The following is a 15,342-nucleotide window of genomic DNA, read 5'->3' on the forward strand; positions in this document are numbered from 1 at the left end:
GTTGCGCACCCCGCACATCTTACGTGCTCAGCAATTAATGAACACTGGACTTTAGTACAGGTGCAAGGTGACCGATGCGATGAACCAAGGAGATTTGATAATTTCGGCCTCGAATAAGGACAAAGCAACTGACACATAATGCGTCAGGAAGATTTCCTTTGTGTGGTGAAGGGGTGGGTGCCTGTAAGCAATCCCGGTGGGAAACCTCGTGGGCGGGGGATGTTATCCGTCCACTAGGTTTTCCATTAGGGTCACCACGCGCTAAGCGTAGCGAACCGAATGATCGGCAAAGCAGCTGCTGCAATACGTATCAGTGACGGCTCAATCCTCCTCTTGCCCTAAATACCCTGCTTGGCGTTGATGACGAATCGCAAGAATCAGGACAGCGTCCTGAGCCTCCTCCAGGCTATAAAGGACCACGAGGCCGGTACGTCCGCGCGATATGACCAACTCACGCAATCCATACTCCACAGGCCGGCCACAAGGGGATGCCGGATTAATAAATTTACCGCTTCCTCGATTAATTCAAGCGTCTCTGCTGCCGCCGCTGTATCGTTATCAATCAAAAAGTCGGTTGGTCGTTCGAGATCGGCAAGCGCACGTTCCGAATAGCTCAGCTTCGCCAAGATTTGGCTTTCGGGTTTACAGGATTGTTGCCGGCTATGCGCGCCTTAAGGTAGGCGTGAACCTCATTGACATCAAAGCCCTCGCCGGTAGCTAACATTTTTTCCCGTGCTGCTTGAGCTTCACTTACGAAGCTGGCACGCGATTCAGCTGCCGTGGCTGCTCTTTCTATCGCCTGGACCATGAAAGCATGGGGCGACGCTCCTTTTTTCTCAGCTGCGGCAATAGCTCGTTGCTTGAGTTCGTCCGAAAGCTTTAGTGATGTGGTGGCCGTTGGTTTGCACCTCTTGAATTGTTGGTGCCGCCAGAGTAACACCTCCGCACCGCCGCGATGCAAGTCTACAATATCCGCCAGTAACCATTGTTTTTTATGATTGATAAAGGACTTATGAAGGATAAATGATTCGCGCAGAGCAAGAAGAAGACGTTCATCATCGCATCGCATAAAGCATTACCAGGCAACCCGAAAAGGCCAGCATGATGGCAAGCGAGTCATAGCCCATACGAAGGAAAGTCGGATTCCGCCGCTCGAGTAAACCTATTAAGAGAACGCCCGTCAGAACAACACCGAGCAGCGCTGAAGCGATCTCGAACCGGCCCAGCTCGTTGATGACCGGGCCACCGGTAAACATGGCGTCAGCAAGCAGGATGAGTGACACGTTCACAAAGTTTGTGCCCAGAACTTCGCCAATCGCCATCTCGTATTTGCGCATTCGCAGCGCAGCAACAATCGTGCTCAGTTCAGGAAGCGAGGTCGAGACGCCGATCAGAACAAAACCGACGAGGCCTGCACCAAGCCCCGTCTGAACAGCCAAGGCATCGCCCGTCTGTGACAGGCAATAGCCCGCGATGAAGATCACGACGCCGGCAACTGCCGCCCTGGCAATAAGGAGTCGCAGGCTTTGCGGACCCGCGTTCTCTACGCTGGGGATGCCGCGTTCCTTTGATTGTGGTTCCTCCTTCACGGCCCATGGTGCGGTGCGCTCGTATTGTGCGCAGAGCCAGAATGCACCGATGCTGCTCGCGAAGGCCGCAATACTCCATGCTCCTATGCCAAGAACCGAGGTATCACCGCTGGTGATGGCGGTAGCGACGAGCGCCATCACTATCATGGAAAGCGTTGCCTGCATCAGTGTGGCCGGCTGCGCGACAAGCGAAGTAAGCGCATCGCGGCCGATAAAGGAATCGGCAATCGCGAGCAAAAGAACATTGATCGACGCGCTTCCGAGCAGGTTGTTGATCGCTAACGACGGATTTCCCATCGATGATGAGGTCATCACGTTTGCGATTTCAGGAAGGGATGTGATGCTTCCGAGCAGGAGCATGCCCACGAACGCCTGCCCCAGCCCGGTTTTAACCGCAATGGCATCCAGGTAGCGCACCAAGCGCGTTCCGGCGAACCAGATGAACACCGCCGCGACCAGGAAAATCAGGCTGTTGATCCAGAGCGGATAGTCCTGCGCAGCTGAGAGAGGCATGAGCGCGCTCTCGGAGCTCAGCTGGTGAGCCGTATGACGAGCTTCAGCAGGAAAGGCATCGAGCAAGAGCTAGCCAGTGCTCTTCCAGCACGGGTCGTAACGCTCGCGATCATTTGCCCCCCTACTAAGGAAGCGCTTCTCGTTCAGGTAATTTTGTAATGGATCATGCTGGTTACGGTTCATCCGCCCCAGCATGAAATCTTACGCAGATTGAATGTTTGAGGCCTGCTTGCCCTTCGGGCCTTGAGTAACCTCAAACGTTACTTTTTGACCTTCTTGGAGCGATTTGAATCCGGACATGCTGATCGCCGAGAAGTGCGCGAACAAATCCTCACCGCCGTCGTCAGGGGTAATGAAGCCAAAGCCTTTTGAATCATTGAACCACTTTACTGTACCGTTTGTCATTTTTGTTTCCTATACATATCAATTAAAAAAAGAGACCCTCGCTTTCAGGGCTGACCGCATTTTGTCAATCTTTTGTCGAGAGATATGTTCGCTACCGTACCTAACAATTCCATGTGTTCAATCGAACCGCTTCGGCAGATTTTTGTTTATTGATCCGTTTTAAGCCTGACTAAGCAGGGATACCTCAACCACCCCGTCAAACTCCTTCTTGATTTGTCATAGCACTCGCAAGCAACGGGTCAAGACCTGCTTGAGAGGAGCCCTTCGTTTATAGGGTGACGCCGTTCGCAATGTCGAAAGGCGCGTTGCCAACAAAGATGGACCTGAAGATCAAATGATAATGGAATACCAAGCCAGATCACTTTCCGCAATAACCATCATCTGTCCTTCCTGTTCCTGTTCCTGCTCCGGGCACCCCTCGCCTTTTGCGTTAATTTTTCATCTGATGAAGCGCTACGTATCGGTTTTCTCTGCCGCCGAGGCCTTCATTCTGGATCGGCCTTTACCTTTAAGGCGCTTGGTTGCCGGGGCCGGAAGGGAATCGATGGCAATCTCCAGCGGTTCACGCCCGGTCGTCCCCAGAATTGGATTCCAGAACTGATCCGCCTCGCGTCGATAAAGCCGTATTGGTCGGAGAATGTAGTTATCCCGCTTGGCGTTGTGCATGCACATCGACAGCGGACCCTCCGATGTCATTACCTTGAAAACGCATGCACTAATGCGATCCCCATCCAATCGCTTCGAATCCATGAAATTGTGCATCACGAACGAGAGTGTATGAACGCGCCCTCGACCCCGCAGCAGATCGCCTTTCATCTGCCACGCTTTTCGGGCCACCCCATGCAGTAATGGCCACCATTGGGTTGGGTTAAATGCGAGCCAGCGCGCGAATGCCTTTACCGAGGCGGGGGGGTTAGAGCGATCCAGTTTGATATCAGCGGTCGCTGCCTGTACCCGCGAGATTAGATCAGGGTCATCGAAGGCATCGTAGAGCGAACCATTGGCTTCTAAGCACATTCCGTAGCGGCTGCAGGAGGGATGCCCGATCAAGGACGCGTCGAAGCGGATCGATGTACCCGCCCCCAGCTCGATCTGGCGTGCCAAAGTCTCCTGGGTGATGCGCAATCCGCGTTCACCCTGAACGCCGCGGCCAGTATCGGCTTGAAGTTGAAACGAGGCTGTGCGAACCGAAGCGGCGTTTGCTACGAAGAAGCGGACCACATCTGGAACCTGGTCGAAATTGTTATCGTGTACCGTGGTGTTGAACATTATGGATAGACCCAGCCCGCTTGCCCGGTCAATGAACTTACGGCGCAGCGCGTTGAGCTCGAGCTCCGTGCGAAAACCTTTAATCTGCTGCGTCGTATCGACGTGAAACGCGACGTCCATGAGTCCTGCGTTCGCTAGCTGTCGAAGGAGCGACCGGGTCGCTCGCAGCCCGTTTGTCATCAGTGTCGGACGTAGGCCGAGCGACCGCACCTTGTGGACGATCGCCAGGAGTTCGTCATGCTTGCGCAGCGTTGGCTCACCTCCCGTGATTTGAACATCGGTGTTTGGCCCGAAGTGGGCATAAATTAGGTCAATGCGCCGGAAAATCTCTTCGATTGGAAGATCCTGGACTGCTTCGGAGTTTTCCGAGAGATAGCACAAGGTGCAGTCTAGATTGCAGCGTTGAGTAATCTCCAGCGCCACACAACCAATTGCCCAGCGCTGGCCGGATTGTTGATTCGGTCCAGCTAGATTCAAGCGAGCCAATGTTCTAGTCACGCGCTCCCTGGCCTCGGCATTCGAGGATGGCAACCGGTCCGGCGCGTACTGAGCGATTGCTTCAGGTGTCATATAAGCCATAGATCCCTCTTTAACAAGAATTCAGGGTATCTCTATTGGATTATCTGCTCTAGGTTTAATTCATCGTTAGCGTCGAGTTGAAGAACGTGGGAAAAATTGCTTCGATATGAGGCTGAACTTAGCGTAGCAGGCGTACAACGACTGGAAGAACGGGGACTGGAAGAACGGGGACTGGAAGAACGGCGAGGAGAACTCTTTGGAGATCTAATGCAGGCTGAGCAGAGAATCGATGAGCTGCGTAAGCGTTCAATGGCGCTCGACCTTCTGCTAAAACTGCCGTGCAATCAACAATTCTTGGGAAGTAGCTGGGTATAACAGTACGCCGGACAATGATTCAATTCTGTTCCTCCGTGTCTTTTTTCGAGGGTTCCCCGGCAGACTCCCGTGCATTGATAGGGTAGCTATTAGCAGGCCCGACGAAAGGCTGGATCAGCATTCGATCGAGTCGTTCCCAAGCCGATTCACGGAACAGATTGATGCCAATGGTCATCCCTTCGTGGCCATCCTGGGGCTGATCTTTATACGTGCCCAGCAGCCGATCCCACCAGGGCAGATTGAATCCGAAGTTGGAGTTTGTCTCGTTAGGGTACCAGGAATGGTGAACCCGGTGCATGTCAGGCGTAACCACCAGCCAGCGCAGAACTCTGTCGAAGGATAGGGGGAGGCGTACGTTGCCATGGTTGAACAATGAGGTTGCATTGAGTAATACTTCGAAAATCAACACTGCAAGCGCTGGCGCTCCAAGAGCGGCTATGACCATCAGCTTGATCCCCATGGAAAGCACGATCTCAATCGGATGAAAACGCACCCCGGTGGTCACATCAAAATCGAGGTCAGCATGATGCATCCGATGCAGCCGCCAAAGTGAGGGCACAGCGTGGAACAACACATGCTGAAGGTAAATGGCGAAGTCGAGGACCACCACAGCAATCAACACCGCCATCCATTCTGGAAGGGCGAAAACGTTCAACAAGCCCCAGCCGTGCTCTTTACCCAGCAATGCAACGCCGATTGCCGCAGTCGGGAATACGATTCGGAGCACTAGCGTATTCAACGCCGCGATGCCGAGATTGCTCGGCCAACGCTTGAGCCGCGTAAGACTCCGCTTACGTCGCGGCGCCAGAGCTTCCCAAATACCGACAGCAGCGAGAATCGCGACAAAAAAACCTAGTCGGACAATCGGCTCAGCCTCTAAAACGATTTCAGCCACCCTGGCGGTGCGCCCATAGGTAATATCCGCCAATAATCAGGCAAGAGTCAGCTGACATGAAAAAGCCCCTATACATCGGTGCTATCTTAAAACAATGGCTTGGTAGACACACTAATACTGCTCAGGTTGATTCGTTTATCGATGCCGGTAACCCTATCCGTGTCTCTCCGTCGGCTCCCAAGCCCTGGACCATGCGGGCAAAACCGACATTGATCTAGGGAATTGGGATATCTGTAAATTGCCAATAACTTTCAAAGTTTTTCTTCCTGCTGTTGCTTTGTTGCGGGAAAAAAAATAGAAAGATACCGCTCTTCTCTCATTGTCTGTTGCTACCGACTGCTCCTGATCCCGTCAGATGCTAAACAACCCAAGACAAAGCCTGAAATTTCTTTGGACCTAGCTTCCTGCATCCCTTTTTGATTCATAGAGCTAGCCAGGAATAAAGCCGGTTTGCATTGAATGTAACCCATACTCGTCGATATATCGATATTGCATAATGGAATATACGTTCCAGAGTTTCTGTGCGATGTCCGACAATTGAAGATAAAAAATCCAGACAACACTAGAAATACAAACCTGATATGTATGGAACCGAACGGTGCCTACCTTAAATTAAACGCAATATAAGGTGTATGCGTGGGCGTACGGCAACACTGCGTAGTTGGCATATCAAGCCTTACTGCGCTTGAGAAGTAGAAGCGCGTTTACGCCACTTGCCAGTCCACTCCATATCAGTCCTGCAAGCCTTATTCGCACCCATTGCCAACATCTTTGGATATGAAATCATCAGCACATATTATTGGCGCCGGAGGTATTGGCATCGCTTCAGCGACATGTCTTATTCGTGCGGGATGGGACGTAAGCATAGTCGACTCGAACCCGGGGAAGATTGCCGCTGGTTGCCGCGATGAAATGACGCTGGATGGCGAGTTCATTCACGGAGCACACTTCATCCATTTTGACGAATGGGTGCCCCCGACGGACGAGGTGGTGTTGCTATGCACAAAAACATTCGATAACGCTCCTGTCCTGGAACGAATCGCGAATACTCAGGCCCTCGTGCCAATTCAAAATGGTTATGACAGGAAGCTTGAGGAATGTGACCACCCTGCGGAAGCCATTGCTTCATTTGTCTCTGAGTGCCCTGCTGATCGCCTCACCGCTCGCCTTACCCGCCCAGGGTCTCTGCATATCGGCGCGCGGCGAAGGGCAACCAGCGCCGAACATGAATACATTAACGCCCTGGCCTCCGCCTTTACAGAAGGTAACATTTTTCCGGTCAAGCGCGTTTCTGATATTGCGCCATTCAAAGCAACGAAACTGATGTACAACGCAGCCATTTCACCGCTTGCAGCAGGTGCTGGTGTTGACAACGCTGAATTGCTCATTGAGCCGCTCACGCAAAAGCTATTCTTCGCTTTATTACAGGAGAATTATTCCATCCTGCGTCACGCCGGCCTCACGCTGGAACAAATTGGGCCATTTCATCCGGACACCGTCATGCGTATATTGCAAACACCGCTTTTGCCCAAACTCATGGGGCTATTTTTTCGACCCTCGTTACGCGGAACCTATTGTTCTATGAGTCCGGATATGGGAAGCGGACGCACTGAGATTGACGCTTATAACGGACATCTTATTCGACTTGCAGGAGGTTTTCCCTGTCCAATCAATAATGCCGTTATCAATCTGGTTGATAGAATCTCTCGCGAGCGACTCCCGAAGCTACGAGCGCACCTTCATCATCTCGCTGCGTCTCTGCCGCATGGTACTTTGAAATGAACCTGGTAACAGGTGGCGCCGGGTTTATTGGTTCTCATCTCGTGCAGCGACTTCTCGCCGGTGGTGAACCTGTACGGGTTCTTGAACATCCTGCGGCTGTTGCAAGTCATTTACCCCTTGAACGCATTGAACTCGTTCGAGCAGACATTCGAGACTCAGGAGCGATTCGAAATATGGTGCGCGGCTGCGATCGGGTCTATCATCTAGCAGCTGATCCCAATCTTTGGCGCCGCAATCGCTGTGAATATGACCAAATTAACCATAAAGGTACTCTGAATGTCATGCGGGCCGCGCTCGACAGCGGCGCGAGTCACGTGCTGTATGTAAGTACTGAAAGTATTCTTACATCGGATAAGTTCCATGGTGGAGCCGTTGAGTCTCTGCGCTTTCGGGAAGAGGACATGATTGGACCTTATTGCTTGAGTAAATTTCGGGCGGAGCAAGCGGTATTTCAACTGGCAGAAGCCGGCGCTCCAGCCGTTGTGTGCAGTCCCACGTTGCCCATTGGACCGGGGGACCGAAATCAAACGCCTCCAACCCGTCTTTCGGTTGCGTTCTGTCAAGGCAAGATTCCGGCCTATCTTGATTGCCGTATAAATCTGATTGATGTGCGCGACGTAGCTGAGGGATTGGTGCGTGCAATGCAACGGGGCCGACCTGGCGTTCGATATCTGCTCGGAGGGCACAACTATCGGTTGATCGAGTGGCTGCAAGTTCTTGGGCAAATTGTGAACCGCCCGGCGCCACAATGGGCCATTCCATATCCAGTAGCGCTGGCGATTGGCTGGTTCAATGAGTTGTGGGCCGATCATATTTCACATCGCATGCCCATGGCGACAGTCACAGGTGTGCGGCTTACAAAACGTACTATGCACTTCGATACTTCGGAAACCTTTGCCGAGCTTGGATTGAAGCCTCGGCCCATTGCGGAATCGGCAACGGATGCAGTGCGTTGGTACCGCGAGCAGCATTGGATCTAAACCAGCGAAATCATGGTCTGAAGAAAGTTAATCCCAAGATAGGGAAACAACACAAGATTACAGCTTCAAAGATAAGGATTCATTCGACAAACGCGCTCGTCTCAGCGCTTTCAGCATAACCCGGTCCAACCGCGGCAAACACTGGCTGAACTGGAGCTTCTCCCTTGTTCGAGGATGTCGACACATGGTAAGCAAATTTTATGACTGCGTCTGTGTACCAGTGCGCCGTTCGAGCCGAGTTATAAGAGCTTAGATTGGGAGCGCACAGGTTCTTCATTCTCGCCTTCTAGTCTGTAGCATAAAGCGCTGAGCAACTTATCGCGCTTTTGGTGCCATTCACCCCCCATCAATACGTTATCAATTGTAAACGTGGGAATAAAAACTTCAGCCATCTCTCACTTGCTTTTTCTTTAACCCCACCTCTAAACGAAATGAATTTGCGGAACGGCAATGTCAGGTGGACGATCCATTGCAAAACTTTTACTGTAGATCATCAAGAGCAGCGGACGGCGTGGAGCAGGTGACCGGCCGCCCGGCAATGGGGCATCCGGGAATTTGTATTGCTTCACACGGATGAGTGCTGCGGTCATCGATCTTGAAGGTTCACCACGCCGAACCCAGCGCTGCATCGGACCCAGCCGCGTAATTCGATTTCCGCTGCCCGCCGGCTTGTCGTCATCCGCAGGTGTTGCGCGGCCGGGCCGGTGAGCTTATTCGCTAACCCTATACATACAGCCTATACACGCTACATATACAGGTAAGGAGATTTTCATGTCAGAAAGAGTCAATCTTGGTAAATCAGCTCCAGCGCTTTACCAGGCAGTCATGGGCCTTGAGAAACTGGCGACTGAGGCCGTTGCTTCCGCGGGCATCCAGGCTGGCTTTGCACATCTGTTGCGCCTTCGTGCATCCCAACTCAACCAGTGCGCGTTCTGTGTCAGGATGCATACTCGAGATGCCCTATCCAGTGGCGAGTCAAGCGATCGCATAAGTGTTTTGCCAGCCTGGCGGGAAACGGGGTATTTCACCGAAAAGGAACGTTCATCGTTGGCACTGGTGGAAGCAATTACACTGATCTCTGACGGGCAAGTGCCAGATGCCGTCTATGAGCAAGCAGCAGCCAATTTGTCAAAGGATGAGATATCGGCTGTCGAGTGGCTTTCGGTAGTCATCAATGCCTGGAATCGCATTGCCACTTCCAGCCGTTATCCTGTCAAGGCATGAGCATGGCTGACAATTCATTCAAGCCGAAGCCGCTGCTCGGCTCAGTCGGGAAATGATCAAGATCTTGATGAACGGAGAATATACGATGAGCCACTTCTTAGCTGCATTCCTCGGTTTGACCGGAATTCTGTTTACCTATCAATCCTATGCAAGTGACCTTGCGACCAAAACCTATGCAACTTATGTCAATAAAACTGGCGAAATCAGCCTGCCTGAAAACTACAGACCGAATTGGAGTCATTTAGGCTCATGGGCGGTTAATGATTCCAATGCGCCCGGCCACGGCTTCCATGATGTCTACACGCAGCCGGAGGTAGTAAAGGCATTTCGTGAAACTGGCCATTTTCCCGATGGCGCAGTTTTAGTCAAGGAAATCCGCAAGATCATCTCACGTCCGTTGACGACTGGACCGGCGGTATGGGCAGGCGATATATCCGTATGGTTTGTGATGATCAAGGATACAAAAGGTCGTTTCAAAGGCAATGCCAACTGGGGGGAAGGTTGGGGATGGGCGCTGTACGAAGCCGGAAACCGGAAGATCAATACATCCAAAGGTTACCTGGAAAGCTGTCTTCCCTGCCATATACCGGCAAAACAAACCGACTGGGTATATATCGAGGGCTACCCCACCCTCAAACCACAATAAACACACTGGGGAATCAACATGAAGGTAGCGAAACTGGCGACTATGGGGTCTTGTCTTGCCGAGAGAGCCTGGGGCTCGGTGCGGGAGGATTACAATCCGGTGAAGCGGTGCGCAGGACGGGCGATAAACTGCGCGTTCGTCTGTCCATGCTTTTCCGAAGAACAAGCCTTCTGATTCGCGATTAGATGGAGGGCCCGAGGGCATCATGCGTGGATTATTTCCACTAATTTTTATCAATGAAGGAGAACACAATGTTAAATAAATTTCTCTGCGGGGTTGCCTTCGCAGCGCTCTCCGTGAGCGCAACATCAGCCGATAACTTGCCCGCTGATAAGTCCAAGGTAACGGTCGTCTTTGATCACGTTCTTCCGAATGTGCCCGGCAAGAGCATGAAAGGCGTGCTTGTCGAATACCAGCCGGGTGGCTCATCGCCAGCACATACCCATCCAAAGTCGGCTTTCATCTATGCAACAGTCTTGGAGGGGGAAATTCGTAGCAAAGTCAATGAGGGACCGGAAAAGGTTTATCGCGCCGGCGAGAACTTCGCCGAACTGCCGGGCGATCATCATGGCGTCAGCGCAAATAACAGTAAGACTCAACCCGCACGCCTGCTGGCCGTCTTTGTCGTCGATACCAACGAAAAAAACCTGGTCACGAACGACAAATAGTTGTAATGGCTTGGCGTACATTGAAGGAGCACCTAGGCAAATATGCCAACACTAAAACTGGAACTATCTAGTGTCATTTTTCATTCCTCCTAAACCTATTAACGAGATCCCGAATTCTTTACAGGCCTATGTCATTACAGCTGCAAGCTGATGCTACATGAACGGGACCACGATATCCGTCGATAGTGGAACGTCAACCTTCCCGGCGTTCCGAGGCGCGGGATGAGCAAGCCTATTGAGGATTACGGATTCATCGGCAACATGCTAAGCGGGGCGCTTGTGGCGCAGGACGGTTCGATGGACTGGCTTTGTCTCCCGCGATTCGACTCCGATGCCTGTTTCGCCGCTCTACTGGGAACGCGGGAGCACGGGTACTGGCGCATATCGCCTGTGAGCGAGGTAGCGCAACCCCGCCGACGCTACCTGCCCCACACGCCGATCCTCGAGACTACCTTTGAGACGGAGGACGGTACGGTAACCCTCGCGGACTTCATGCCGCTGTCGGACGACCCCGAGAAGGTCGACGTCATCCGCCTCGTGCGCGGAGTGTCAGGCCGGGTGTCGATGCGGATGGACTTCGTCCTGCGATTCGGCTATGGCAGGACCATTCCTTGGGTGCGCCGCCGCGACTACGGAATACACGCGGTGGCCGGACCAGACGCAGTCGAGCTCGTGACCCGTGTCCCTCTTTACAGCAAAGACATGCGTACAACCGCGGAGTTCGAGGTGAGAGAGGGCGAAGTGGTCCCCTTTACGCTCGCCTACCATCCGCTGCATCGTGAGCCCCATTTCGTCGGCGACACCCAGATGAGGCTTGAACACACGGCCGACTGGTGGCGGGATTGGGTTCGCATTTGTCAGCTTTCCGACTTCGAGAGTCCGGTATGGAAGGACGCGGTGGAGCGCTCGCTCATCACGCTCAAGGCGCTCTCCTATCAGCCGAGCGGCGCGATCGTCGCGGCGCCCACGACCTCTTTGCCGGAGGAACGGGGCGGGTTCCGCAACTGGGATTACCGTTACTGCTGGATTCGTGATGCAACCCTTACGTTATACGCATTCATGAACGCCGGTTACTTCGACGAGGCTGGTGCGTTCAGAAAATGGTTGCTACGCGCCGCTGCAGGCGCGCCTGGTCAGATGCAGATCATGTACGGCGTCGGCGGCGAGCGCCGCTTAACCGAAATCGAGTTGCCCTGGCTGCCGGGCTACGAGAACAGCCGGCCGGTGCGCATAGGCAACGGCGCGTACGACCAGATCCAGATCGACGTGTTCGGTGAACTGATGGATGCGCTTCATACTGCCCGCAAGTCCCAACTTGGGCCGAACCAGGACGCCTGGTGGTTTCAGCAAACAATGCTTTCCCGATTGGAGGGCCTGTGGCGGGAGCCCGACAAAGGTATCTGGGAGGTGCGCGGTGGAAGCAAGCATTTCGTCCATTCGAAGGTGATGGCCTGGGTCGCATTTGATCGGGCCGTAAAGGCCGTGGAGCAGTCCGGCCTCCCCGGCCCTGCCGCGAGATGGCGCGCGATCCGTGACGAGATTCATCAGGAAGTTATGGCACGTGGCTACGACAGGAGTCGGAACACCTTCGTTCAGCATTACGAGGGTGCGGCGCTTGACGCTTCGCTCCTGCTGATGGCGGAAGTCGGGTTCCTGCCGCCCGAGGACCGCCGTTTTCGTGGCACGGTCGAGGCTATCGAGCGCGAGCTCGTGGAAGATGGGCTTGTGCTGCGCTACCGGCCTGAGGAGACCGAAGATGGACTCCCTGGGGAGGAAGGCACTTTCCTCGTATGCAGCTTCTGGCTCGCTGACGCCTATACAATGATCGGACGCCCCCATGATGCGGAAGCCCTGTTCGAGTACCTATTATCTTTGCGCAACGACCTCGGGCTTCTTGCGGAGGAATACCATCCCCGCCTCCAGCGCCAACTGGGAAACTGCCCGCAGGCGTTCTCCCACATCGGTCTGATCAACACGGCGTATAACTTGCGCCGTGTCAGTGGTCCGGCGCAACAGCGCGCTGATCTCCGCGACTGTCCTCGTGCAGACCGCCCCGCGGCGCGGGAAGCTTCGGTGGAATGAGCCAGCCTCCAATATGCCATTTACCCTGGACTTGATTCCCAAGCACACCTCCTGACTCATTACCAGCCTTTTTAGATGTGTCCGTAAAATCGGAGGAAAACCCTTGCCCCGAAGACAAGGGAAGTCCAGTCGGAAAAAACCATATTTGCTCTGTGGGAAAAAGCTGCTAAAAATACCATTATGAATTCGACTAGCGTACAACAGCCATTGGATTGGATAAAGCAAAACTGAACTGATCAGTACAGCTTAAATCATCGATGTGGAATCGGTGCCTATTTGGCCACCGAGGCCTTGGCAGAGTTGTACAGATTAACATGCATCCTTCATTCCGCACCTGCAGCAGGACGTTGAACACCTCTCCCATCTGTTCCAATGTTTCCAGGTCTACATTCTTAGCGACTAGCAGGCGCGGACGTAATCGTCGCAGTTGCGTCTAATGCATGTTCTAGATCGGCCTGTCGGTGAGTCTGGGTCAGCTAAACACCGCCCGCAACTCGGACGACAAAATGGACCGCCGCCACCACCTCCTCCGCCTCCACCTGTTTGGTCAAAGCAGCGAAGTACACAAATGCTTCTTAAAAAACCATCCTGAATGCTGTCACAATTTGCTTGGCAGAAACCTATAGGTAGTTGGGGCAAGACTTCGCGACTGCTTCTCACGTCATTGGGAGTATTAGCTATCGCACGATAATGATCACTCGTCCTGTAAATGGATTTTTCTGCAGTAAATCCTGGCATGTTCCTCGTATTCATTTCATATCTCCTTTAGATTGTTCGGGTGGTCCAGACTTTCCGCGAGCACATGCTCTGCGATTTCGGTTCGAGTACCCCATACCTCCATCTATTTGTATACCAGTTCATCCCAAAAACAAGGAGCTTTACTTTAATAAAGCGTAGGCCGGGAAGTTGCCCCACCCATCAACATTCAGCGCTGCTAAGGCAGGATCAAAGCTGGCGAGACCCTTCCCAGTACTTAGCCTTGACCGAAAGCAAAGATGCTGATTTTTGCCAAAGAACCGGTGAACGGCAAGTGTTACAGGCTATTACGCGCGCCAAGGCGATTGGCTGACCAAGCAAATACCGTTACAGCAAGTGAAAGTGTTCGACCGGTGAAGGATTATTCCAGGCACGGCGCCCTTGCATCCATCTTCTTTCGCCGTGCGATGAAGCCAACAAGGGCCAGGCCTGAAAGAAGGAGCATGTAGGTCTCGGGGTCCGGAATTGCGGCGGCAATAACCTGCCCTGCGTTATTGACGCCAGTCGCACTCTCTAGAACCACCCCGGCGGGCAGACCAACCAGCGACAGCGAGTTTAGGTCGATCATGCCTGCGCCATCGGGGCCGGTGATGAAAGCGTGCTGAGCGTTAGCCGAGTAAGACCAACCCACCACCTGCCCTGCGTCGTTGATGCCGTACGCCTCAGTGAAACTACCGCCCAAGATGCCAAGGTACGATACTGTCTTGCTGTTGAGGTCGACGAGATATGAAAGTCGGGCAGAGGCGAAACGCGAGCCGAATAGTCTAGAAAGACCGTCGAGATTAGCAGAATCCCAAACGGAAGCTCAGCTATAATTTACCGCTCGCTATCCGTGCTCATCTTAGGACATGGGAAGCTGCTCCACATCATCGAAATACCATACTCGGTGACAGGTGTACTAAAGTCCGATGGTCATTACAACCGGGACCGGTAAGATATGCAATAAGAACATGAATAATGGGATCGTTTACGCAATTCAGAAAAATTATTAGCGTCAGATGAAGGGCTTAAGCTATCAGTGTTCGATTCCATTTATATGTCGCCCCTTGTTACGTCCAAAGGGGGTCTATGTCTGGAATTTTTGCCCTTTCTCTTTCGAGTTTATAGAACACATGACTGTAAAAATAAAGAGCCAAGTCATACGGCAGTGGTTAGATTGCTTTCGTTCTGAACTCGTACATCACCAATTGTCCCGTTGATAAAGGATCCGTATGGCCCGCTCGACGATGAGTGACATATCTTATGGGATCAGCAAACCCGTTGACCTGCTGGCAAAGCTCATTGCTGATGCCAGCAAGATCACTGCGCCTCCACATTCACATGACATATTCAATTTCTTGGTCACCGCAGCGGTCCTCAATGAGTGGATAGGAAAGTATTATCCGGATGATACAACTGTCAAAGCTCTGAAAGACGCGCAAGAAGAGAAAGACTGGACCAAGTTGCCCGCCGAAACATCTGCGTGGATCTCAAACAAGGAGTGCCTTCCGAATAAGGGATGCGATCCAAGACGGCATGCATGGAATGTCACTCGCATTTGTTGGTGTTAGCGCCGCTGTAATACTGACCCACTGAGCCGGAGTAAAACTGACCCACCTGGGCGAATATGGTGGCTTTTTGGCTGCCGATTATGTTGACT

General features: G+C 52.9%; 12 protein-coding genes. 6 read left to right on the plus strand and 6 right to left on the minus strand.

Features of this window, described 5'->3' with window-relative positions; translation table 11 throughout:
• Window positions 1-613 precede the first annotated feature (613 nt).
• From BM022_RS09935 to BM022_RS09955, 5 genes are all read right to left on the minus strand, one after another.
• Entirely contained in the window at window positions 614-1,069 is a 456-nt protein-coding gene (locus BM022_RS09935; RefSeq protein WP_256209112.1) for a CopG family ribbon-helix-helix protein, read from the minus strand.
• A complete protein-coding gene (locus tag BM022_RS09940) occupies window positions 1,056-2,168 on the minus strand; it encodes a sodium:calcium antiporter (protein ID WP_218146872.1) in 1,113 nt (370 codons plus the stop codon). The genes BM022_RS09935 and BM022_RS09940 overlap by 14 nt, the downstream gene beginning before the upstream one ends.
• Before the next feature lie 135 nt (window positions 2,169-2,303).
• Window positions 2,304-2,507, minus strand: a complete 204-nt coding sequence (locus tag BM022_RS09945; RefSeq protein WP_091138949.1) for a cold-shock protein — start codon at window positions 2,505-2,507, stop codon at window positions 2,304-2,306.
• A 453-nt stretch (window positions 2,508-2,960) separates the two neighbouring features.
• Window positions 2,961-4,355, minus strand: coding sequence for a radical SAM protein (locus tag BM022_RS09950; RefSeq protein ID WP_091138951.1), 1,395 nt, complete (start codon window positions 4,353-4,355; stop codon window positions 2,961-2,963).
• Window positions 4,356-4,689: 334 nt separating this feature from the next.
• Complete coding sequence (locus tag BM022_RS09955) at window positions 4,690-5,598, minus strand: sterol desaturase family protein (protein ID WP_256209113.1); 909 nt, start codon at window positions 5,596-5,598, stop codon at window positions 4,690-4,692.
• Between the two features lie 744 nt (window positions 5,599-6,342).
• Here BM022_RS09955 and BM022_RS09960 point away from each other — a divergent pair.
• The 6 genes from BM022_RS09960 (at window position 6,343) to BM022_RS09985 (ending at window position 12,947) form a co-directional block, all read left to right on the plus strand.
• The gene (locus BM022_RS09960; protein ID WP_091138953.1) at window positions 6,343-7,347 is read left to right on the plus strand and encodes a ketopantoate reductase family protein; all 1,005 of its coding nucleotides are present in this window, start codon (window positions 6,343-6,345) and stop codon (window positions 7,345-7,347) included.
• Window positions 7,344-8,327, plus strand: coding sequence for an NAD-dependent epimerase/dehydratase family protein (locus tag BM022_RS09965; protein WP_091138955.1), 984 nt, complete (start codon window positions 7,344-7,346; stop codon window positions 8,325-8,327). The genes BM022_RS09960 and BM022_RS09965 overlap by 4 nt, the downstream gene beginning before the upstream one ends.
• A 771-nt stretch (window positions 8,328-9,098) precedes the next feature.
• Window positions 9,099-9,551 (plus strand): carboxymuconolactone decarboxylase family protein, encoded by a 453-nt coding sequence (locus BM022_RS09970; protein WP_091138956.1) that lies wholly within the window; start codon window positions 9,099-9,101, stop codon window positions 9,549-9,551.
• A gap of 52 nt (window positions 9,552-9,603) precedes the next feature.
• On the plus strand, window positions 9,604-10,197 hold the full coding sequence (locus BM022_RS09975; protein ID WP_256209114.1) for a cytochrome P460 family protein: 594 nt from the start codon (window positions 9,604-9,606) through the stop codon (window positions 10,195-10,197).
• A gap of 251 nt (window positions 10,198-10,448) precedes the next feature.
• Window positions 10,449-10,865, plus strand: a complete 417-nt coding sequence (locus tag BM022_RS09980; protein WP_091138958.1) for a cupin domain-containing protein — start codon at window positions 10,449-10,451, stop codon at window positions 10,863-10,865.
• A gap of 222 nt (window positions 10,866-11,087) precedes the next feature.
• Window positions 11,088-12,947 (plus strand): glycoside hydrolase family 15 protein, encoded by a 1,860-nt coding sequence (locus BM022_RS09985; protein WP_091138959.1) that lies wholly within the window; start codon window positions 11,088-11,090, stop codon window positions 12,945-12,947.
• Between the two features lie 1,117 nt (window positions 12,948-14,064).
• Here the strand turns inward: BM022_RS09985 and BM022_RS09990 are convergent.
• Complete coding sequence (locus tag BM022_RS09990; RefSeq protein WP_256209115.1) at window positions 14,065-14,385, minus strand: PEP-CTERM sorting domain-containing protein; 321 nt, start codon at window positions 14,383-14,385, stop codon at window positions 14,065-14,067.
• Window positions 14,386-15,342 lie beyond the last annotated feature (957 nt).

The sequence above is a fragment of the Nitrosospira sp. Nsp14 genome (genome assembly GCF_900113575.1).
GTDB lineage: Bacteria > Pseudomonadota > Gammaproteobacteria > Burkholderiales > Nitrosomonadaceae > Nitrosospira.